Genomic DNA, 19881 nt, shown 5'->3' on the forward strand with positions numbered 1-19881 from the left:
CTTATGAACCCCTTTCCATCTGACGATTGCGCTGATAAATAAAATTAAGGCCCCTGAGAGTCAGCAGCTTGTCTACATGATCAATCACCTTCGTCTCACCGGAGATCAGGGTGCACAATCCACCTGTAGCAATAACGACAGGCTTCTTTTTCGCCTGCATTTTCATCCGTGAAACAATACCTTCAACCTGCCCGACATAACCGAACAGGACGCCGGATTGCATCGCATGAACGGTATTTCGCCCGACAATATGCGGCGGCTTGGCAATTTCTATTCTTGGCAGTTTTGATGCCTTTTGATACAGAGCTTCTGTCGAAATATTAATCCCGGGTGCAATAGCACCACCGATATAATTGGCATGTTCATCAATATAGGAGTAGGTGGTCGCTGTGCCAAAATCAATGACAATCATAGGGGCCTGATAATCATGAACAGCGGCAACTGCATTGACAATCAGATCGGCACCAATCTCCCTTGGATTCTCATATTTCAGATTCAATCCTGTTTTTATCCCCGGCCCGACGATCAAAGGGGTGAGGTGAAAATACTTTTCACACAGGCGTTCCAGAGCAAACAACACCGATGGAACGACCGTTGATACGGCCACGCCGTCAAAATCCTGAAAAGAAAGTCCGCTGTATTGAAGCATATTGTTTATGAGCATGGCAAACTCATCTTCCGTTTTCTCCGTATGTGTTGAAATTCTCCAGTGATTGATCAGTTCACCCTCATTAAAAGCGCCCATAACGATATTTGTATTACCCACATCACATACAAAAAGCATTTTCTCCACCCCGCATCCGTATCATTCTTCGCTTTCTAAAAAAAAGAAGGCACCTCCTGTTTGGAAATGCCCTCTTTATCTTATTTTCCATTATCCCCGATCAAATCTTCTTATCATCCGGAGTATCCGGAGCGTCTGTCTTTTTCGGTTTGTTCTTGTCCGGCGTCTCCTGATCACGGGAATGAATATTCACTTTCATATCCCCATCCCCAGGGTCTGTGGATTCAGAGCTTTTATCGGGCTTTGTCTTTTCCTGGTCTTCATCCTGAGAAGCATAACGGTTCTTGCTCGGCTCGATGTATTTACCTGTTTCATACAGCGATTTAATCTGACCTTCATCCAGCGTCTCATATTTAAGCAGATTCTGGGCAATACTTTCGAGTTGATCACGATGCTCAGTAAGCAGCCGTTTGCAGCGCTCATGCTGTTCCTTGATGATTTGCTGCACTTCAGAGTCAATCTCAAAAGCAATGGTGTCGCTGTAATTCTGGTCGTTCTGCAGGTCACGTCCGAGGAAGATCTGACCGTTGTTATTATTTCCGAACTGCATCGGACCAAGTTTCTCACTCATGCCAAATTCGGTCACCATACGGCGGGCCAGATTGGACACACGCTGCAGGTCATTACTTGCCCCTGTCGATACTTCACCGAAAGTGACCTCTTCAGCCACACGGCCGCCGAGCAGACCGCATATTTTTTCCAGAAGTTCCGGTTTCGTGAGCATGCCCCGGTCTTCTTTCGGCAGGGATACGGTATATCCGCCTGCCTGACCACGCGGAATAACCGTGACTTTATGCACTTCATCCGCGCCGTTCAGGGCAAGACCGATAATGGTATGGCCGGATTCATGATAGGCCACAATCCTCTGTTCCTTTTTGGAAATGACGCGGGATTTTTTAGCCACACCGGCGATGACGCGTTCAACCGCTTCATCGATATCTTCCATATTGATGACTTTCTTATTTGCCCTTGCGGCAACAAGGGCTGCCTCATTAAGCAGGTTTTCCAGATCGGCACCGGAAAATCCAGGGGTCATTCTGGCCACTGTTTTTAAATCAATATCTTTTGCCAGTGGTTTATTCCGTGCATGTACATGCAGCACGGCTTCCCGGCCTCTTAAATCCGGACGCCCGACCGGTATCTGACGGTCGAAACGGCCCGGACGCAGAAGTGCAGGGTCAAGAATATCCGGACGGTTAGTTGCTGCAATAATAATAATGCCCTCATTAGCACCAAATCCATCCATTTCAACAAGCAGCTGGTTCAGTGTCTGTTCGCGTTCATCATGCCCGCCGCCAAGCCCGGCACCTCTTTGACGGCCCACGGCATCAATTTCATCGATGAAAATGATACAGGGCGAATTCTTCTTCGCCTGTTCAAAAAGGTCACGGACACGGGAAGCACCGACCCCGACGAACATTTCCACAAAATCCGAACCGCTGATTGAGAAGAACGGCACGCCGGATTCACCGGCAACGGCTCTTGCAAGTAATGTTTTACCAGTCCCCGGAGGTCCCTCAAGCAAGACCCCTTTGGGAATTCGTGCGCCCAGGGCAACAAATTTTCTCGGATCCTTCAGAAAATCAACGATCTCCACCAGTTCCTGTTTTTCTTCATCTGCACCCGCAACATCTTTAAAAGTGACTTTCTTCTTATCCTGTGAATAAAGTTTTGCTTTACTTTTTCCAAAATTCATGACACGGCCGCCGCCGCCCTGCGCCTGATTCAGCATGAAAAAGATCAGGAAAAAGATAATGATCAGAGGAAGCAGCGAGGTGGCCAGAGTAATCCACCCGTTCGTCCGTTCCTCCGGTTTTACATCGAGATTGGTTTTCACCATATCAGTAATCTGGTTAACCGCTTTTTCGCTTGCCGGAATATAAGCCTTAAAAGTTGTATTTTCATCATAACTTTTCAGGCGGCCGGTTACTGAATAAACACTGCCTTCAGGCTGCAGTGTTGCACGTTCCACATTGCCGTCCGCAAGATTCTGCTGGAGGGCGGTGAAAGTCATCGGCTTTACGCTTTTGTTGGACCCTGTCAGCCAGCTGACAATGCCAATGATCACGACGAAAATAAATAAGTATATCAGGATATTCTTAAAAAGTCGATTCATGCCTTACCTCCTCCCGCTCTAACCAAACCATAGATAATAGTACCACAGACCGATAATTTCCCTCAACAAATTAAACTTTTTCGAAAATGTCCCGCGGCCCTCCCGAAATGAACCGGCAATCTGGAAGGGTCAGTCAACTTTCTCGTGGCGGAACATCTGTCACTCATTCACGGATTTATAAATTTCCGGTTTCAAAATACCAATAAAAGGAAGATTGCGGTACTTTTCCGCATAGTCGAGCCCGTAGCCGACCAAAAAGGCATCGGGGACGGTAAATCCGGATAAATCGGGCCTGATATTATTTTTTCTGCCTGATGGCTTGTCCAGGAGCGTCACTATTTTTATGCTTTTCGCCTTTCTTGTTTTAAACAGTTTCACCAGATAGCTCAGCGTCAGGCCGCTGTCTATTATATCCTCTACGATGAGAATGTCACGATTCTCCACCGATGTATCAAGGTCCTTAAGAATCTTGACTTCACCTGAAGAGACCGTGGAATTACCATAGCTGGATACATCCATAAAATCAATCTCAATCTGTATGGGCATGTGCTTCATCAGATCTGCCATAAAAGGAAGAGCACCTTTAAGTACACCGACGACAAGCGGAAAACGTCCCTCATATTCTTTTGAGAGCATCTCGCCGAACTCATGCACTTTTTTCTGGATTTCCTCTTCTGTAATTAATATTTCCCTGACATCTTCCTTCATCCATCTGTCCTCCCAAAATCTTCAGCCGGTACAAAAGTCAGCTTCAGATATCTTTTCCTGTTTCCGGGAGTTCCAGGCTCCAGATCCCTTGCCCGTTTCAGTAAGGGCATCCAGATTATGGAACCCTTCCCGTCAACGACCAGCGGCCAAATCGAACGCTGCCTTCGATCAATCTTTTCATTAATAAAGATCCGCCGGACTTTCTGAGCATGCTCCATCCCATTGGGAATCATACGATCTCCCTGGCGCGGGGACCGGGCGGTCAGTGGAGCATCGCTCTCTGACCAGTTCAGAATCATATCTGCAGGTCCCGGCACACTTTTCCTGTACTGCTCCTGATTGAGAAATTGTGCACGGATCGTTCCCGCCGGAATTTCTGTTCGTCCGGGAATATTCAGAACAGTCTTATAACTATCCTCCTTGACAGGAGGGATAAGACCGACCAAACAGGTCGTGTAAGATTTTCTCGCAGTAAGCTGATGAGGAAAATAAGTGCTGCCCGAAGGCTGACTGGAACGCAGCAGCTGAAGTAAATGCTCAATATGTATAGATTGATGCAATGGCTTACTATGCTGGTTCATGTAAAGGTAATTTAATATTAGATGAATTAGCCTCCTTTGTAAAGGAGATGGCAACGACAGTAAAACAGGAATGGACAGTTTTATGGAGTCATCCGACTTCTGAAGAATGACTTGCTGAAGATGCGCTGCAGCCTGTTGGTTCAGATAGGTTTCATCCTCTGATATACATTCGCTCTCATATTGAAATTTCAGGTGTACCAGTGGATTTTCCCTTTTCAGAAAGGGAAGCACATGCTTCCTGAACCGGTTTCTTGTATGATGTTCCGACTCATTGGTCGTATCGTACCGCGGGTGAATGCCCTTTTCTCTGCAGTAAGCTTCCAGCCCTGCCTTCGTCTGCGTCAGAAAAGGACGGATAATTTCTGCTCCGGCAAATGGCCGGCGGACGGGTATGCCGGCCCGTGCTCTTCCCGCACTCCCCCTGACGGCACGCATCAGCATGGTCTCCACCTGATCGTCTCCATGATGGGCAAGGACAAGCGCGTCTGCGTGAAATTCGCGGATCACTTCAGCAAAGGCCCGGTATCTGAGTGTCCGTGCCGCGGCTTCCGTGCTTAATCTTTCCCTCAGGCTGTATGAACGGACATCGACTGTTTTCCCACGGAAAATAATACCGTTTTCCCGGCAAAAAGCAGCCACATATTCAAGATCCGCCCGGCTCGCTGCACCTCTGAGACCATGGTCGACAGAACAGACGGTCAGCCGGAGCGACCAGGCTTTTCTTCTGCTCAAAAGATAACAGAGCAAAGCCATGGAATCCGCACCGCCACTGACTCCGGCGACCAGACTTTCGCCGGGTGCGATCAGATGATGGGCACGTATAAATTGTGTCACACTTTCCTGTACATCCATGATGCCGTGTACTCCTCATTCCGCCGTTTTCTCATGTTTTGCTGATCACTTATAATACGTACAGAATGACACAAATCACATAAATTGTCACCATTAAAGCGGCAGAAAATCCCGCTCTGATCCATTCACCTGCCGGACTCCCCTTCTTTTTTCTCTGCAGCTTCCGCGGCTGCCCGGCACGGCTTATCTCCATTATTTGCTGCATCAGCTCACTTCGCATTCGGCCGGCTGAATCATACCGGCTGTTCAACGCGGAATAAAGAACTTTTTTAAACGGAAACAGCTTCGGGTTACTTTCTATAACCCTGAAAAGCTGTTGATCCGGCTGCCCATTTCTGTTTATTCGCCGGCCGAGGGCAGCGTAAATCATGATCATGGCGCAGGCAAATAAGTCGTAACCGGGATCCGCCTTGCGGGTGCCGAGGCCCCAATAGCCGCGATCATAAAACTCAGTATATTCCCTGACTGACCGCCCCAGACGTGTGGCTCCTCCGAAATCGAGACAGCGGAGCGAGTAACCGGGATCAATCAATATCAGATTTTCCGGCTTGAGATCTCCGAATATATAACCGCGGCTGTGCAAGTTCTGAAGCTGACCAAGCAGTTGAATAAGAAAAACCGTCACCCATTCAAAGGGTTTCCTTTTTAATGCCCTGTCCAGAGGTTCACCCGATAAATATTCCATGACGCAGAAAGCGATCGTCTCTCTCCCCTGTATCACCCAGTCATCGCTGTCATACAGTTCCGGTCCCGGTGGCGTTCCCGGAAAACTCTGAAACGTTTTCAGTACATTGATCTCAGAGATCAGGGAAGCTCGATCCCTGGCCAGTTTCACAGCAACCTTCTTCTGCTTCCCGGAAACAGCCAGATAAACCGTGCCCTGTGCTCCACTGCCCAGTTTTCGTAGCAGATGATAAGTCTTCCCGTGCCATTTTCCGATCATGCGGGTACCCGCTGTAAAATTCAGGTCAGCGCGGTCCATCGTCATACAGTTCGTCACGGAATAATTGATTCTTCTTCGACAGGACGTTGAAACTTTTCATCGCCTCTTTAATAGCCGGTCCCGTCGGCGTGATACCGTGAGTGGTGATTTTGTCGAAAACTTTTTCGATATGATCCAGCTGGGGCGTCCAGGAAATGACCTTATTGACCACTTTTCTTTTCCCGGGAAATAAATAAAGACAGAATTGATTTGCTCCCATACGTGCTGAAAGGCTCAGTGACAGGTCGGTCAGGGCTTCCCGCACCGTCGGCAGTTTCATCTTCATACTCGCACTTGTATCTACAAGCAGGCACACCTCAAGACTGACCGTTTCACCCAGTTCTTCCACAACTTCCATGACTTTTCCTCTTTTTTCGGGAGGCAGATCCTCCATCGTCCCTGAATCCCCGAGGATTTCCTGCAGCTCTTGATTGACAACACCCTGAATCGTCTGTGTCATGGCCTGTTTCGTGACCATCTGGACAGTCTGAACAAGCTGCCGGGTCTGTACAATACGGCTGATCCCTCCCCCGGCACGCGCAATGCCCTCAATTTCCTGAGATCCTCTGCTGTCCTCGCTGTCAAAACGGTCCAGAACACCAATGACGTTGACAACAAGTCCATGTTCCCTTGCAAGAGCGGCCATTGCAATCGGATCTTCGCCCTGATTGGAGCAGCCGTCCGTGATTAATAGAACTTGTCTGATTGTCGCTTTTTTCATTTGCTCTGCTCCTTCCCTGAATCTAGCATTATCATAGACAGGAAAGAGAGTTTCTATACCGCCCGCCGTAAAAGAATGGAGCTTCCCGATTACTCTGCACGGCTGAGCCTTTGTTTGTTTCCACCCGCCGGAATGGAACTCCATTTTGGCAGATAGTGACGGATCCTGGCCACGATGACGGTCATATCATCATCGATCCGCCCGCCCGTCAGCCGGATCACTTCTTCAAGAATCAGATCGGCGACTTCCTGGGGATGATCGGTCTGTAATTCCCTTATCTTTCTTTTCAGCCAGAGTTCTTTGTTTTCAATGTGCTTGGGTGCATCAAAAATGCCATCACTCATCATAATCAGCAGATCTCCGGACTTCAGCTGCTCTGTTTTAACATCGACATCAAAGTCTTCAATCATGCCGATTGGCAGGTTGCCGCTGTCCTGAATCCAGATCTTGTTTCCCCGTTTAATAAAACTCGGATTTGAGCCGATCTTCAGGAACTTCGATTTGGCATTCTGCAAATCAATCAGTGCAAGGTCAAGGGTCGCATAAATCTCTTCTGTCGAGCGCAGAGACAGGATAGAATTAATAGATTTGATCGCCAGTGTTTCGTGGATTCCCGATTTCAGAACCTTGGCCAGAAGCTGCAAGGTATCTTTACTCTCCACACCCGCCCGCTCGCCGCTGCCCATTCCGTCGCTGATTGCAAGGGCATATTTTCCCGCACCCGCTTCGAACAGTGCATAATTGTCTCCCGAGACCAGCCCGCCGCCCCGTGCCGCGGTTGCCACTCCGGTTTCTATCTCAAAAGCCCGGGCAGATGTGAACACGGCACTAAACGGGGCACCTGTGATTTCGCCTTCCTGTTTTTTTGATACAACAATATTTTCGCCGAGAATATCTGACAGAAGCGGTGCAATAACCTTTTCACAGGCACCATAATCGTCATGCTGGAGGACCACCTCTATATCGATCGACCCGGACTCCAGATTGTAGATTTCCACACTTTCTGCGCGCAGACCGACAGCATGAAGCCTGGCGAGAATTATCTCCTCCTGCCGGTCATGGAGCCCGCGTTCACGTTTCATCTCACTTGCAAAATCCCCCATGACGCGTGAGACGCCATGAAGCTGGTCTGCCACAAGGCGCTGGCTTTCCTTGACCTTATGCCTCATCAGTTCCTGAATCTCCGATACACGCTGTTCTCTTGCAATTGCACCAAGGGTCTGATCCGGGATAGAACAATACGCCCGCCATTTTCGTTCTGCCGACGAATGGACCCCTTTCCGGTCTGACCGGGTTTCTTCTCTCAGCTGAAGCATCATTTTATGGGTCTGATCAAAATTTTTAACCCAGCAGTATTCCTTTTTATAGCAGTTCTGGCAGGTATTCGCCGTCACCTTGCTTAAAAAGAGATCATCTTCATGTTCCGTATCCGGATCCGGTGCATGAAAGCTGCGGGCAAGGGTCTGAAACAGGCTGGAAAACTGTTCCACTCGGCTGACCGTCACATCTCTGAGTTTCCGGACATACTGTTGCTGCTCTTTCTGATACTCCCTGGTACCGGGAATGAGAGAGGCAAGCCTGTCCATCAGCCCTTTTGGGGTCAGCATGAAGAGAGAAACGGCAATCAGCGAATCCAGCATTTCCGGAACCAGACCACTGTAACCTCCTCCATAAAGCCCGATAAGAAGCGTCGCGATGAACAGGCCTGCCGCGACGCCGGCTTTTCCTGTTTCTTTCAGGAGACCGCCAAGTACGCCCGAAAAAGCGAGGAGACTCATCTGGTACAGACTGGAGCTGCTCGACATACCGAGTACTAGACCCATGATAACACCCACCGTTGATCCAATGGCTGCTCCACCAGCCAGTGCGAACAGGAGAACGACATATCGGGCCAGAACATGCTCAATCGAAACATCCATGATCGCCCATCCGGTTGTTCCCGCAAGAATCGAAGATAAAAGGATAACAAAACAAATAATCTCTTCATTTTTATATAACCTGCGACCCATTCTGCTGGACAGAAGTGGCACACTCTGGATGAAAATTAATGTCACCAGGATGGCAAGCGAAGCTTCAACAGCAGCGGTCATCAGGTCGGTCCAGACAAGGTTCAGTGTAAACGCAGCCTGATAGAGGAGCCGGACAGACAAGGCGGAGATAAACACCATAACAGGCAGCCATCTGACTTCATTTTTTTTACTGATCAGTCTCGCAATATGTCTGACAAAAAGAAATACCATCAAAGCCATCAGACTGTAGAAGGCCAGTCCGACCGAAACAGTCAGTGCACCGAATATCGCCATCATGGAGGCCTGCCATCTTTTTTTCCTGTTCAGCCAGAACACTGTTGCAAAAAATGGCAGAATAAACGGGGTCAGGCTGGACAGGATCACAGCGCGTCCCAGCAGAAACCCGGCGATCAGAAAGAATAGATCCGTCTTCAGAATGGTTTTGATTATGGCTTTCCGTATCGACCGGCCGATCTGCATCTGTTTTGAGGAAATGCCGGCTCCTTCAGCCAGCGGATCTGTACCACGTGCAGCAATACTGCCAATTCTCTGAATCATACCTTTCGCCACCTTTAACCTGATAGTGTATGATTCATTAAATCACAACAGAAGCCCATAATTTGTCATAATAAAGGATCGTGGTTAAAAAAAACTTCGACGGAATTCACCGGCCTCAGTCATAAGAAGTGAAGATCCGGCGACGGGTGACCCGGCGCCGCTGCCCGGTGGCTCAATAAATTAGACGGAAAAATTCCGCTTAATTTAGTAAAAGAGATAAAGGCGCGCTTTAATAGACGGAGGGATTTCGCCTATTGACTCAAAAAACATGAAAAGGGGGGATTTTTCATTGCCTGATCGGAATTTCTCCGCTTATTAGATTCTGAAGCCCGTTCTATTTTGCATTTAAGCGGAAAAGCTCCGCTTATTAAGCCAGAACGACCATATTTAAAAATAATGGAAGGCATTTATCCCCTGCCTGAAGGCACAAGATTTCTGCCGAATATTTTCATTAAAACAAATAAAAAAGAGCACCGGTCCTGTTCCGGATGCTCTTCTGAACTTTATCTTATCGATGAACGGGGGATCAGCCTCTTCGTGCACCTCTGCCGCCCCGTTTTGATTCTGTCTGACGTTTAAGTGTGGACAGGCGGTCTTCACTGTCTTTCAGATAGCGGGAAATTTTATCTTCAAAGCTCGGCTCCCGGGTAAAACGTCGGTTGCCTCCTCGGTTGCCTCCTCTTGGTCCTCGGTATGAGGTCGCCTTCGGTTTATCGACAGCTTTGCGAATGGACAGCCCGATTTTTCCGTCAGGTGCCACCTGCAGTACCTTTACCGTTACTTCATCTCCAACCGACAGAACGTCGTGAATATCTTTAACATACCGATCTGCAACTTCACTAATGTGAACCAATCCTGTTTTGCCGCCCGGCAAATCAACAAAAGCCCCGAAGTTGGTTATACCTGACACTTTACCCTTCAGCTTGCTGCCCGCTTCAATTGACATAAAAAAAGGCTTCCTCCTAGTTTAGTATCTCTCAACATCTTATTATACATAGCAAAAAAAGAGCCTGTCAATGTTCTTCCTGTCCAGGCCGGGAAAAAATGATTTCATTTTTATCCTGATCAGACATCAGATAATCACGTCGCGCGATTTGACCAATGTAATCGTCATCATGAAGGAGCGTAATCTCCTTCTTCAACTGACTGATATGTTTATCGGAAGTATCAATCTGTTTTTCCAGTGCCGCTTTATGTGCAAGGGCCTGATCCATCTGATGCCCCTGGGCAACAAGGGAGGCAGCCATCACCGTACAGATCACAGTAAACACAACGGCAAACGCCGCCAGCCGGCGTATCAGTCCTCTGCGGCGTTTCTTCTTTCGTTTTTCGGCAATCTCCCGGGTCTGAACATATTCTGTCCGGAGCCGCGTCACACGCTGTGATACCATTTGATCCATAGGTTGTCCTCCTTTATTTGCCGACTTTCCCCTTCAGGAATGCCAGGCCTTTCATTAAAATACGGGAAAAACGAACCCACTCTGTCCTGAAACGAATCAGCCACTTGTCCGGCAGAATAAGATAGAGGAGACCGCGGATGATCTTCAGAGGAACATTCAGCAGTAAGAGCAGAATGCGCAAAATGGTGTTCAACGTCATTTTACACAATTTACAGACAACCTTCAATAGGAAAAAGAGCGGACGCAGCAATAAAAGACGGACAGTCTTTGCGGTAAATTGCCACAATTGGACAATTTGAGCAACCAGACGGATGAACCCGTGCATAAACGGCCCTTCCAGCAACGCTTTATAAACTGAATACCCAAGCAGAATGCCCAGGAAAAGATAAAGACGAAGCTGTCCATCATTGACCGGGAGCAGCAGGGAAAACAGCAAAAGAGCCTGCATGATCCAGAACAGGGGGTCTGCGATCAGGAGCAGTATCCGGCGCTGTTTCCCTTCAGGTCGGATAAAAAAGTGATAAACCGAAAAGGAGGCGCCGATCCAGATCCCCATCAGAACCATCAGGCCAAGAGATTGAAACTGATCTTCCAGTGTCATCGAAACAGTTTGCCGAAAAAGCCTTTGGACGCTGCCCCATTCTGATCGTCCAGATAACTGATTTCAAAAATCCGTCCTTCGATCACGACTACGCCCTGTTCCACATTCAGATTCTGCATCTTCAGTGAGGAACCTTTAACTGCAAGAAATCCCATAACAGTCTCCAGAAGGAACTCTTCATGATCGAAACTTTCGACATGTTTAACCCCTGTTATTTCAATCGTCTTCCGGCTTTTCAGAATAAGATCATGATTTTGTACCGGCTTGTCCTTATTCGGAAGCTGATTTCCATAAAATTGAACCATCGGACTCCCTCCCTCTTCCACTAGATTATGAGGGGGTCGTCCGGGTTAGAACCGACTTATTCCGATCTGCTGCTTCTTTCAGGCTGAAGGCTTTTCATCAATAATTTCGTACAATGAAGCGGCTTCTTCCTTCTTTACCGTTTCTTTCAAAAGGGTAATCCGTATAGTCAGCTTTTTCTGGCCGAAATGCAGGACCAGCACATCACCGGTCTGGACATCACTGCTCGCTTTCCCCGGCCGACCGTTGATATCCACGCGGCCCTGATCCGCCATCTCCTTTGCAACCGTCCGTCTCTTAATCAGGCGAGAAATCTTCAGAAATTTATCCAGTCTCATTTTTTTACAGCATCCTTCAATTTATTACCTGCCCGGAATCCGGGTACCTTTGTTGCCGGGATCGTGATCGACTCCCCGGTTTGCGGATTCCTGCCGGTTCTGCTTGCCCGCCTGCGCACTTCAAATGTCCCGAATCCGACAAACTGTACTTTTTCCTCATGATCCAAAGCTGAAATGATCTCATCAAGCAGACTGTTTACAATCGTTTCAGTTTCTTTTCGGGTAAAACCGGTCCGGCCGGCAACCCTCTGAATCACTTCATTTTTATTCATCTTCTATTCCTCCAATTACGGCTTTCATTCCAGTTTTACGCGTACAGGAATGCTTTTTCGTTCATTTTATCATATCCGCGGGAAGGATCACAGTATAGCCACCCTGAGAAGTGGCACAGGTCATCAGCAATGTTTCCTTCTGTTCTGAAAATGTTTACCGGCCAGCGGGAGACGGATCAGATCAGTGGGACTGAAGTACCTGAAAAGAAGCAGCAGAACCAGAAACAGGAGTCCTCCTGCTATGCTGCCGCTCACAGCTACAACAGCCGCCGATCCACGCGTCTGCGGCATCAGCCCGCCGATGCCGCTTTTCCAGAGCCACACGGTCAGCACCATGATAAAAACAGCCCCAACCAGTCTGGCCAGACGGGTGACCGGAAGGTTGTCCAGAAGCGCAAAGCGACGCAACGCCCAAATGTTCAGCCATGCCGTGAGCGCTGTAGCAAGCAGGGTCGCGACGGCTGCACCGGAAACAGAGAACAGGGGAACGAGCAGCAGATTACTGCCGCATTTTACGATCGCCCCGGTCAGCAAATGCCAGAACGGCAGCCACGGCCGGCCGGACGCCTCCAGAATTCCTGAACTCGTCAGAACAACGGACAGGGTCATCATGACAAAAGCAATCAGCATAAAGGTCGGCGTTCCTTCAGCATTTCGGAACAGCATGATATTGACTTCTTTACCTAAGGAAGCGAGTCCTGCGGCGGCTGCCAGTCCGAAAGCAAGACTGAGCCGCAGCGCAAGACCCGCCTGTCGCTGCATTTCTTTCCGGCTTTTCAGGGCAGTCAGCCGGGCGAGTCCGGGAATCATCGTTGCCGTCAGCGAAGCGGCAGCAATCAGCCCAAACTGAGTGAGCAGGTACCCCCGGTCATAAACCCCCTTCGCAACCCGTGGATCCGGGACGCCGGCTTCTCCAAGCAGCGGGATCAGCGTCAGCGCATCAGCCAGCTGGAATGCGATGAGAGGCATCGCCAGAATAGAGAACAGGCAGCCCGTTTCAAGTATTTCTCTCAGTAGTTTCCCGTCGAATGTTTCTCGCGTGCTGCGCCGGATCACCAGGCGTGACAATGGCCGTGTACCGGCAAAACACATCAGAATGACCAGCGCCGAAACAGGTGCAATGACCGAACCGGCCGTCGCCGCCAGTCCGAATTGATAAGGCGTCCCGTGATGCAGAAACAGGTACCAGGACAGGCCGATGATCAGCAGCACACGAACCATTTGTTCGCTGATCTGTGAAACCGCTGTAGGCAGCATATTTTCATGTCTGCCCTGAAAATAGCCGCGTAAAACGGCAATCAGCGGAACAAACAGATAGACGGTTGACGTGAACCGGATCAGCGGTTCAAGACTTTTATCACCCATCGCCTTTGTCAGAGGCCCGGCAACAAAAAAAAGCAGAAAAAACAGCAAACTGCACAATATAAGAAGCGCAATGAGGGCATGATGCAGAATCTGCTGTTTTCTCCACCCGCCTGCTTCAGACTCGGCCAGATACTTTGCGATGACAATGGGAAATCCAGTCCCGCCAATAGCTACCGCAATCGCATAGAACGGATAAATTTGCTGATAGACGTAAAAACCGACATCCCCGGCAAAATTCTGATACAGGAGCCGGTAGGCCACACTCATGACCTTGACCAATAGAGCGGCGGCGGTCAGAGTCATCGCTCCGCGCCAGATCCGGCTCCCTTTATTCCTGACTTCACGCACAAATGCGTCCACCTTTATCGATCCTTCTTAAAGTGGATTATATCATAGTCCGCTTACTCGCTGCATGAATAAAAGAGGGCGACAACGTGCCTCCCTCTTACGATCATATTACAGTCGCCGCACAGCATGCAGGCGGCTCTAGTGTTCCATTTGCCTGCCGAGAAACCCGGCGGCTGTTTCCGCCAGTTTTATTTCCACGTCGGTAAGCGTTCCGTCATTTTTTTCGATCAGCATCACAGTTCCAATCGGATCTCCGCCGGCAATAATCGGGGCGATGACATAGGGCCCCTTATACTCATCCTGACCATCGATCAGCTGCTCGCCCCTGTTTTTTTCATGTAGGGTCTGCCTGAGCTCCATTGCATGTTCGGGAGCCGATGCGATCCTTTTATCCATCAACGCTTTCTTCGGTCCGCCTGACACGGCGATGACTGCATCACGGTCGCTGATGACTGCCAGTTTACCCGAGTGCTCTGCCAGCGATTCCGTAAATTCTTTGGCAAAATCCCCAAGCTCACTCATCGGGGAATACTTCTTCAAGATCACTTCACCGTCATGATCGACAAAGATCTCCAATGGATCCCCTTCCCGGATGCGCAGTGTGCGGCGTATTTCCTTTGGAATGACAACCCGCCCGAGATCATCAATACGGCGGACAATGCCAGTTGCTTTCATACAAGGATGTCCTCACTTTCGTTATAGAGGTCGTTCAACTCCTCCCCGAATGAATGGCAGCGGATCACTCCGCCCCAACTCGCCCGTTCCGGTCTGAACGCACAGGATAAATCATGTATTCCTTGCGTTATTATTCGCGCCGGAGTCCAAAGTATACATGCCACGCCCAAATTATCCGGCTTTTTCCGGGGTCCTCTGAAGGGGCAGCATCTCCTTCAGAAATTTGAGAGCATCATCAAGAAACTGATTTTGCCTTCGTACATGCTCCCTTAACGTTAATTTCATTTTTGCCCCTTCAGAAGCAAAGCCGATATCCAGATTCATTTTACTAATCGACTTGAACAGTTCTTCTCTGTCCAGCCTTCTCCAGCCCATTTCCGAAAAAATGACCGTCAGGCCGGTATCCTTCCTGCTGACTTCTTCGATCATCAGCCTGTCGGCCATCACGCGAAGCGATGCAATCCGGAAAAGATCGGCAACTTCATGCGGGTAATCCCCAAAGCGGTCGATCATCTCATCCTTAAGGTCGTCCAGATCCTGGAGACTTTCTGCCCCTTTAAATCGCTTGTACATATCAATTTTCTGAATGGAATCCTCAATATAGGCATCAGGAATATACGCATCCGCTTCAATATCGATGGTGGCTTTTGGAGGAAGCGCCTCGCGTTTCTGACCGCTTTTCTGGCCGCTTTTCCGCTCCTCGACAGCTTCTTTAAGCATTTGCGAATACAGATCGTAACCCACAGAATCAATAAATCCGTGCTGCTCGGCCCCAAGCAGATTCCCGGCACCGCGGATGGACAGATCCCTCATCGCAATTTTGAACCCGGATCCCAGTTCAGTGAACTCCTTAATCGCCTGAAGCCGTTTCTCTGCGGCCTCGTTCATGACCTTATCGCGCTGATAAGTAAAATAGGCATAAGCCACACGGTTAGATCGGCCGACACGGCCACGCAGCTGGTAAAGCTGTGCCAGCCCCATCTTATCGGCATCATAAACAATCAGCGTATTCACATTCGGAATATCGACACCGGTCTCAATAATTGTTGTACTGACAAGCACATCATCTGTTCCATCGAGAAAATCGATCATGGAAGCTTCAAGCTCCGATTCCTTCATTTGTCCATGAGCATAGGTCACGTTGGCATCCGGAACAAGCTGTGAAATGATCTCAGTCATCCGCTGTATGGTTTCAACTCGGTTGTACAGAAAATAGATTTGCCCGCCACGGGCCATCTCACGCTCAATCGCCTCGCGAATCAAGGCCTCATTGTATTCCATAACATAGGTCTGCACAGGAAATCGGTTTTCCGGCGGCGTCTCAATGATTGACAGGTCGCGTACGCCGAGCATCGACATATGCAGTGTCCGCGGAATAGGCGTCGCTGTCAGGGTCAGGACATCAATATTTGCCTTAAGTCGCTTGATTTTCTCTTTATGCGTGACCCCAAAACGCTGCTCTTCATCGACAATCAAAAGACCCAGATCTTTAAAACGGACATCCTTCGACAGCAGACGGTGTGTACCGATCACCATATCAGTGGTCCCGTTTTTCAGCCCTTTAATCGTCTCCGTTTGTTCCTTGCGCGAACGAAAACGACTCATGACGCCAAGCGACACGGGAAAATCTTCAAATCGCTCACGTGCTGTCTCATAATGCTGCTGGGCAAGTATCGTTGTAGGGACAAGAAAGGCCACCTGTTTACCGCCTTCAATAGCCTTAAAGGCAGCTCTCAGCGCCACTTCGGTCTTTCCATAACCGACGTCACCGCACAGGAGGCGGTCCATAGGCTTCTCACTTTCCATATCTTTCTTAATTTCTTCAATCGCCTGAAGCTGATCGGCAGTTTCCTGGTAGGGAAAAGCGGCTTCAAATGCTTTCTGGGCCGCCCCGTCTTTCGGAAAGGCAAACCCCCTGCTTGCTTCGCGCTTTGCATACAGCTTAATCAGATCATCGGCTATGTTCTGAATGGACGATTTTGCTCTGCTTTTAACCTTCTTCCATTCCCCGCCGCCCAGAGAATAGATTTTCGGTTCTTTTCCTTCCGAACTGACATATTTCTGTACCTGGTCAATATGTTCAACAGGGACATATAACTTGTCGTTCCCTTTATAGATAATCTGAAGATAATCTTTATGCGTTCCATTGACTTCAAGGGTTTCCGTTCCTGCGTAACGCCCGATACCGTGATCGACATGAACCACATAGTCGCCGACTTTCAGCTCATTGTAATTTTTCAAACGTTCCGCATTGGACAGCTTACGGCCTTTATGACGTTTTTTCCCTGCTTTTCTGGTAAAAACTTCTTTTTCTGTAATCACAGCCAGTTTCTGAAGCGGCATTTCAAACCCATTATCAAAATTGCCAATCATAATCTGGTTCCGTCCGAACTCCGGCAGTGCCTTATCCGATGCCTGTTCCGCATCGATTCCATAATCCTCCAGCACTTGTTCCAGCCGCTCAGCACGTTCCCTGCCGGAAGCAAGAAACACAACGGCAAAATCACTGTTCATCCACCGGTCGACTTCCGTTTTCAGCAGATTGATCTGTCCATGAAAATTCTGCATGGACCGGCACGTTAAGTGGATGACATTCTGGGGCTGAAACGGCCCGTGATAACGCAAAAACAGGGACAGAAGCAGAATCGGCTGCTTCAGTTGTTCCTCAAGTGACGTCCAGTCACGGGTAATCAGTAAATCGGCTACAATAGCCCCTTTTTGCAGCATATCGACCTGCCACTCTGCCTCTTCATGATCAAGCCGGGCAGCCATTTCCTGAATCCTGCTGACCTCATCAAACACGACCAGCGCATCAGACGGCAGATAATCGGTCAGTGTCTCGGCCTTGATATAGAAAAGCCGGGTGTATTTGGCGATATCCGGAAAGGTCTCATGCTGTTTCAGTGCTTCCAGATCGGCTCCGATCCTTTCACTTAAAAGCGCTTTCACCGAAGAATCCGTGACCTTATTCAATGTTTTTGCCAGCATTTTCTCAAGAGCCGCTGCCGCACGTTCATAACTTTCATCATACAGAAGAAGCTCCCGGGCCGGGCCGATCACCGGGCTTTTTTGCACGGTCTCAAGGGAACGCTGCGTCTCACTGTCAAAGTAGCGAATGGAGTCGACTTCATCATCAAACAACTCAATACGCAGAGGGTGCTCCTCGGTCAGTGGAAAAATATCGATAATGCCGCCTCTGAGGCTGAATTGACCAGGGCCAGTGACCATCGGCTCGCGCTCATATCCGATTTCCTCAAATCTCTTGAGCGTTTGATCAAGATCAACCTGCGCCCCTGCCTCAAAACGCATCATCCCTTTTTTCCAGACGTGCGGAGGAGCCAGAAGTTTTTTCAGTCCGGCTGCAGGTACCACAATCAAACACTTTTTCCCAAGGACCAGATGATTCAGTACATCAATCCTCTGTGCCAGAAGTTCCGGGCTTGCCGTGGCAAACTCCGAGGCAATCAGATCATTGGCCGGATACATGAACAATTCCTCTGAATCTATCAGTTCAGACAAATCATTAAACAGCTTCTGGCCCTGGTACAGATTATGGGTCACAGCAACAACCGTTCCAGGTCGCTGCCGGTAAAGTGATGCTATCCAGAGCGCTTTCGCCCCTCCGGACAATCCGGATAAGAGCTGCCGCGTCATGCCCTCTGCATATCCTTCAAGTACGGTACGAATTTCACTTACTTTTTGATTATAGAGTGTGCTCAGGCCAAGCATGGGCCAACCTCTCTTTCTTTAAACCGAAAAACGCTTTGACGCCCGGCCAAAGCTCCCGCAAACATTCTCCCCTCCGCCGGTTAAGCGTTGGATCATTGTAGCTGGAAAAACCCGGAAAAATGAGGAGGAAGTCAGGATGTATTATTCCCCCATCCGGGTCCCGTTATTCGCATTATACTTATTCATCAACTGCTGAAAAGGGGTGTCCACCCAGTCTGCCGCCGCGTCTGCCGCCCGTTCAATGCTTGCGGCGATCCATTCTTTTTCTTCACCTGAAAATCCGTTCAGTACATAGTTCACCACAGCCCGTCGTGATCGTTCGGGATGCCCGATGCCGACCTTTATCCGGGCAAAGTCCTCAGTATGGAGATGATGAATCAGCGATTTGATGCCATTATGTCCGCCTGCACTTCCCCTCTGCCTCAACCTGATTCTGCCGACAGGAAGGTCCATGTCATCCTGAATGACCAGCAGATTATCTGCAGTCAGTTTATAGAAACCAAGGAGCGGTCCGACTGCTTCTCCGGAAGCATTCATATAGGTCAGCGGCTTAACCAGAAGAACATCTTCACCACAGATCACTGTTTTAGCAAACAGGGCATGAAACTTTGTTTTTGTCAGTTTCGTGCTGAAGCGTGCTGCCAGTTGATCTATGACTTCAAAACCTATGTTATGTCTTGTATGCTCGTATTCAGAACCGGGATTACCCAGTCCGGCGATAACTTTCACACTATTCCCTCTCTTTCGGGATGAACGATGCCGGTCCGTTATTTGTCCGGTATGAAAAAAGACGTAACCCAGGTGTGTGTTACGTCCCCTTCCATTTTATGCCGGAATTGTATCTTTATTCAGCCGGATTTTCCTCAGGAGCAGCTTCCTCAGGGGTTTCTTCTGCTTCTTCATTCGCATTCTTTCCGCTGTAGGAAACAGAAACAACAACTTTCTCGGGGCCCCCGACAATCGTATAGTTTCCTGCAGGTTTAATATCACTGATACGGATACTGTCACCAACAGAAAGGCCGGACACATCGACTTCAATCGCCCCCGGAAGATCATTCGGCAGTGCACGGACAGGCAGTTCGGTAATCTGATGGTTGACAACAACTTCTCCAACTTCAACCGCTTCGGTGCCCTTGAGGACGACAGGAACCACCGCTTCTATCGTTTCATTGACATTAATTTCCAGAAAATCAACATGCTGAATGCTACCTTTCAGATAATTAAACTGCAGTTCATGTGCCATAACCGTGCACGGTTTCTGATCTGCAATATTCAGTGTAATAATCGCATTTCTGCCTTCTTTTCTCAGCAACTTGTTTAACGCGCTTGCATTTACGCTGATTGATTCATTGTCGATCGTCTTACCGTAGACAACCGACGGAATTTTTCCTTCTCTTCTTAATGCTTTGGTGATCGACTTTTTCGAATCGTCACGAATGGCTGCATCTAACGTCGCCATGTCTTGCACATCCTTTCAAGATCTATAATTTGCATTTTTTTCGGCTGATTGATTCAATAAGCCGCCTCACCCTGTCCGTG

At 48.9% G+C, this 19881-nt stretch carries 18 protein-coding genes; all 18 read right to left on the reverse strand.

The genetic code is table 11. The features are described 5' to 3' along the window. Position 1: 1 nt before the first annotated feature. On the reverse strand, positions 2-784 hold the full coding sequence (locus tag ABNN70_RS03470) for a type III pantothenate kinase (RefSeq protein WP_129929975.1): 783 nt from the start codon (positions 782-784) through the stop codon (positions 2-4). Positions 785-884: 100 nt separating this feature from the next. Next, on the reverse strand, positions 885-2900 hold the full coding sequence (gene ftsH / locus ABNN70_RS03475) for an ATP-dependent zinc metalloprotease FtsH (protein WP_353948763.1): 2016 nt from the start codon (positions 2898-2900) through the stop codon (positions 885-887). Between the two features lie 159 nt (positions 2901-3059). Beyond that, positions 3060-3608, reverse strand: a complete 549-nt coding sequence (gene hpt / locus ABNN70_RS03480; protein ID WP_129929973.1) for a hypoxanthine phosphoribosyltransferase — start codon at positions 3606-3608, stop codon at positions 3060-3062. Next, positions 3605-5041, reverse strand: a complete 1437-nt coding sequence (tilS, locus tag ABNN70_RS03485; RefSeq protein ID WP_353948764.1) for a tRNA lysidine(34) synthetase TilS — start codon at positions 5039-5041, stop codon at positions 3605-3607. Before tilS ends, hpt begins: the two co-directional genes overlap by 4 nt. A gap of 49 nt (positions 5042-5090) precedes the next feature. Continuing rightward, positions 5091-5984: a protein kinase gene (locus ABNN70_RS03490; protein ID WP_353948765.1), complete on the reverse strand. Its 894-nt coding sequence runs from the start codon at positions 5982-5984 to the stop codon at positions 5091-5093. Positions 5985-6009: 25 nt separating this feature from the next. Then, a complete protein-coding gene (locus ABNN70_RS03495) occupies positions 6010-6744 on the reverse strand; it encodes a VWA domain-containing protein (RefSeq protein WP_129929971.1) in 735 nt (244 codons plus the stop codon). Between the two features lie 89 nt (positions 6745-6833). Beyond that, complete coding sequence (spoIIE, locus tag ABNN70_RS03500; RefSeq protein ID WP_206184322.1) at positions 6834-9311, reverse strand: stage II sporulation protein E; 2478 nt, start codon at positions 9309-9311, stop codon at positions 6834-6836. 526 nt (positions 9312-9837) lie between these two features. Then, a complete protein-coding gene (locus ABNN70_RS03505) occupies positions 9838-10257 on the reverse strand; it encodes a S1 domain-containing RNA-binding protein (RefSeq protein ID WP_353948766.1) in 420 nt (139 codons plus the stop codon). A 67-nt stretch (positions 10258-10324) separates the two neighbouring features. Beyond that, positions 10325-10711: a septum formation initiator family protein gene (locus tag ABNN70_RS03510; protein WP_129929969.1), complete on the reverse strand. Its 387-nt coding sequence runs from the start codon at positions 10709-10711 to the stop codon at positions 10325-10327. 13 nt (positions 10712-10724) lie between these two features. Next, entirely contained in the window at positions 10725-11312 is a 588-nt protein-coding gene (gene yabQ, locus ABNN70_RS03515) for a spore cortex biosynthesis protein YabQ (protein WP_129929968.1), read from the reverse strand. Further along, positions 11309-11617, reverse strand: a complete 309-nt coding sequence (gene yabP, locus ABNN70_RS03520) for a sporulation protein YabP (protein ID WP_129929967.1) — start codon at positions 11615-11617, stop codon at positions 11309-11311. Before yabP ends, yabQ begins: the two co-directional genes overlap by 4 nt. A gap of 78 nt (positions 11618-11695) precedes the next feature. Next, positions 11696-11953: an RNA-binding S4 domain-containing protein gene (locus tag ABNN70_RS03525; protein WP_129929966.1), complete on the reverse strand. Its 258-nt coding sequence runs from the start codon at positions 11951-11953 to the stop codon at positions 11696-11698. Beyond that, positions 11950-12225, reverse strand: a complete 276-nt coding sequence (locus ABNN70_RS03530; RefSeq protein ID WP_129929965.1) for an HU family DNA-binding protein — start codon at positions 12223-12225, stop codon at positions 11950-11952. The genes ABNN70_RS03525 and ABNN70_RS03530 overlap by 4 nt, the downstream gene beginning before the upstream one ends. Before the next feature lie 123 nt (positions 12226-12348). After that, complete coding sequence (locus ABNN70_RS03535) at positions 12349-13950, reverse strand: polysaccharide biosynthesis protein (protein ID WP_353948767.1); 1602 nt, start codon at positions 13948-13950, stop codon at positions 12349-12351. Between the two features lie 126 nt (positions 13951-14076). Continuing rightward, complete coding sequence (gene spoVT, locus ABNN70_RS03540; RefSeq protein WP_129929964.1) at positions 14077-14613, reverse strand: stage V sporulation protein T; 537 nt, start codon at positions 14611-14613, stop codon at positions 14077-14079. 171 nt (positions 14614-14784) lie between these two features. Then, positions 14785-18342 carry a transcription-repair coupling factor gene (mfd, locus tag ABNN70_RS03545; protein WP_353948768.1) on the reverse strand — a complete coding sequence of 1186 codons (3558 nt, stop codon included), beginning with the start codon at positions 18340-18342 and terminating at the stop codon, positions 14785-14787. A gap of 141 nt (positions 18343-18483) precedes the next feature. Beyond that, the gene (gene pth / locus ABNN70_RS03550) at positions 18484-19071 is read right to left on the reverse strand and encodes an aminoacyl-tRNA hydrolase (RefSeq protein ID WP_129929962.1); all 588 of its coding nucleotides are present in this window, start codon (positions 19069-19071) and stop codon (positions 18484-18486) included. A 115-nt stretch (positions 19072-19186) separates the two neighbouring features. After that, a complete protein-coding gene (locus tag ABNN70_RS03555) occupies positions 19187-19801 on the reverse strand; it encodes a 50S ribosomal protein L25 (protein WP_129929961.1) in 615 nt (204 codons plus the stop codon). Positions 19802-19881 lie beyond the last annotated feature (80 nt).

The sequence above is a fragment of the Sporolactobacillus sp. Y61 genome, from assembly GCF_040529185.1.
Taxonomy (GTDB): domain Bacteria; phylum Bacillota; class Bacilli; order Bacillales; family Sporolactobacillaceae; genus Sporolactobacillus.

What these genes read in the sequence shown, in the direction of transcription:
- yabQ (WP_129929968.1), bottom strand. Translation starts at nt 11,312, where the DNA reads ATGACACTGGAAGATCAGTTTCAATCTCTTGGCCTGATGGTTCTGATG.
- ABNN70_RS03525 (WP_129929966.1), bottom strand. Translation starts at nt 11,953, where the DNA reads ATGAGACTGGATAAATTTCTGAAGATTTCTCGCCTGATTAAGAGACGG.
- ABNN70_RS03470 (WP_129929975.1), bottom strand. Translation starts at nt 784, where the DNA reads ATGCTTTTTGTATGTGATGTGGGTAATACAAATATCGTTATGGGCGCT.
- ABNN70_RS03555 (WP_129929961.1), bottom strand. Translation starts at nt 19,801, where the DNA reads ATGGCGACGTTAGATGCAGCCATTCGTGACGATTCGAAAAAGTCGATC.
- ABNN70_RS03530 (WP_129929965.1), bottom strand. Translation starts at nt 12,225, where the DNA reads ATGAATAAAAATGAAGTGATTCAGAGGGTTGCCGGCCGGACCGGTTTT.
- ABNN70_RS03510 (WP_129929969.1), bottom strand. Translation starts at nt 10,711, where the DNA reads ATGGATCAAATGGTATCACAGCGTGTGACGCGGCTCCGGACAGAATAT.
- ABNN70_RS03505 (WP_353948766.1), bottom strand. Translation starts at nt 10,257, where the DNA reads ATGTCAATTGAAGCGGGCAGCAAGCTGAAGGGTAAAGTGTCAGGTATA.
- ABNN70_RS03490 (WP_353948765.1), bottom strand. Translation starts at nt 5,984, where the DNA reads ATGATCGGAAAATGGCACGGGAAGACTTATCATCTGCTACGAAAACTG.
- mfd (WP_353948768.1), bottom strand. Translation starts at nt 18,342, where the DNA reads ATGCTTGGCCTGAGCACACTCTATAATCAAAAAGTAAGTGAAATTCGT.
- ABNN70_RS03495 (WP_129929971.1), bottom strand. Translation starts at nt 6,744, where the DNA reads ATGAAAAAAGCGACAATCAGACAAGTTCTATTAATCACGGACGGCTGC.
- ftsH (WP_353948763.1), bottom strand. Translation starts at nt 2,900, where the DNA reads ATGAATCGACTTTTTAAGAATATCCTGATATACTTATTTATTTTCGTC.
- hpt (WP_129929973.1), bottom strand. Translation starts at nt 3,608, where the DNA reads ATGAAGGAAGATGTCAGGGAAATATTAATTACAGAAGAGGAAATCCAG.
- spoIIE (WP_206184322.1), bottom strand. Translation starts at nt 9,311, where the DNA reads ATGATTCAGAGAATTGGCAGTATTGCTGCACGTGGTACAGATCCGCTG.
- yabP (WP_129929967.1), bottom strand. Translation starts at nt 11,617, where the DNA reads ATGGTTCAATTTTATGGAAATCAGCTTCCGAATAAGGACAAGCCGGTA.
- tilS (WP_353948764.1), bottom strand. Translation starts at nt 5,041, where the DNA reads ATGGATGTACAGGAAAGTGTGACACAATTTATACGTGCCCATCATCTG.
- spoVT (WP_129929964.1), bottom strand. Translation starts at nt 14,613, where the DNA reads ATGAAAGCAACTGGCATTGTCCGCCGTATTGATGATCTCGGGCGGGTT.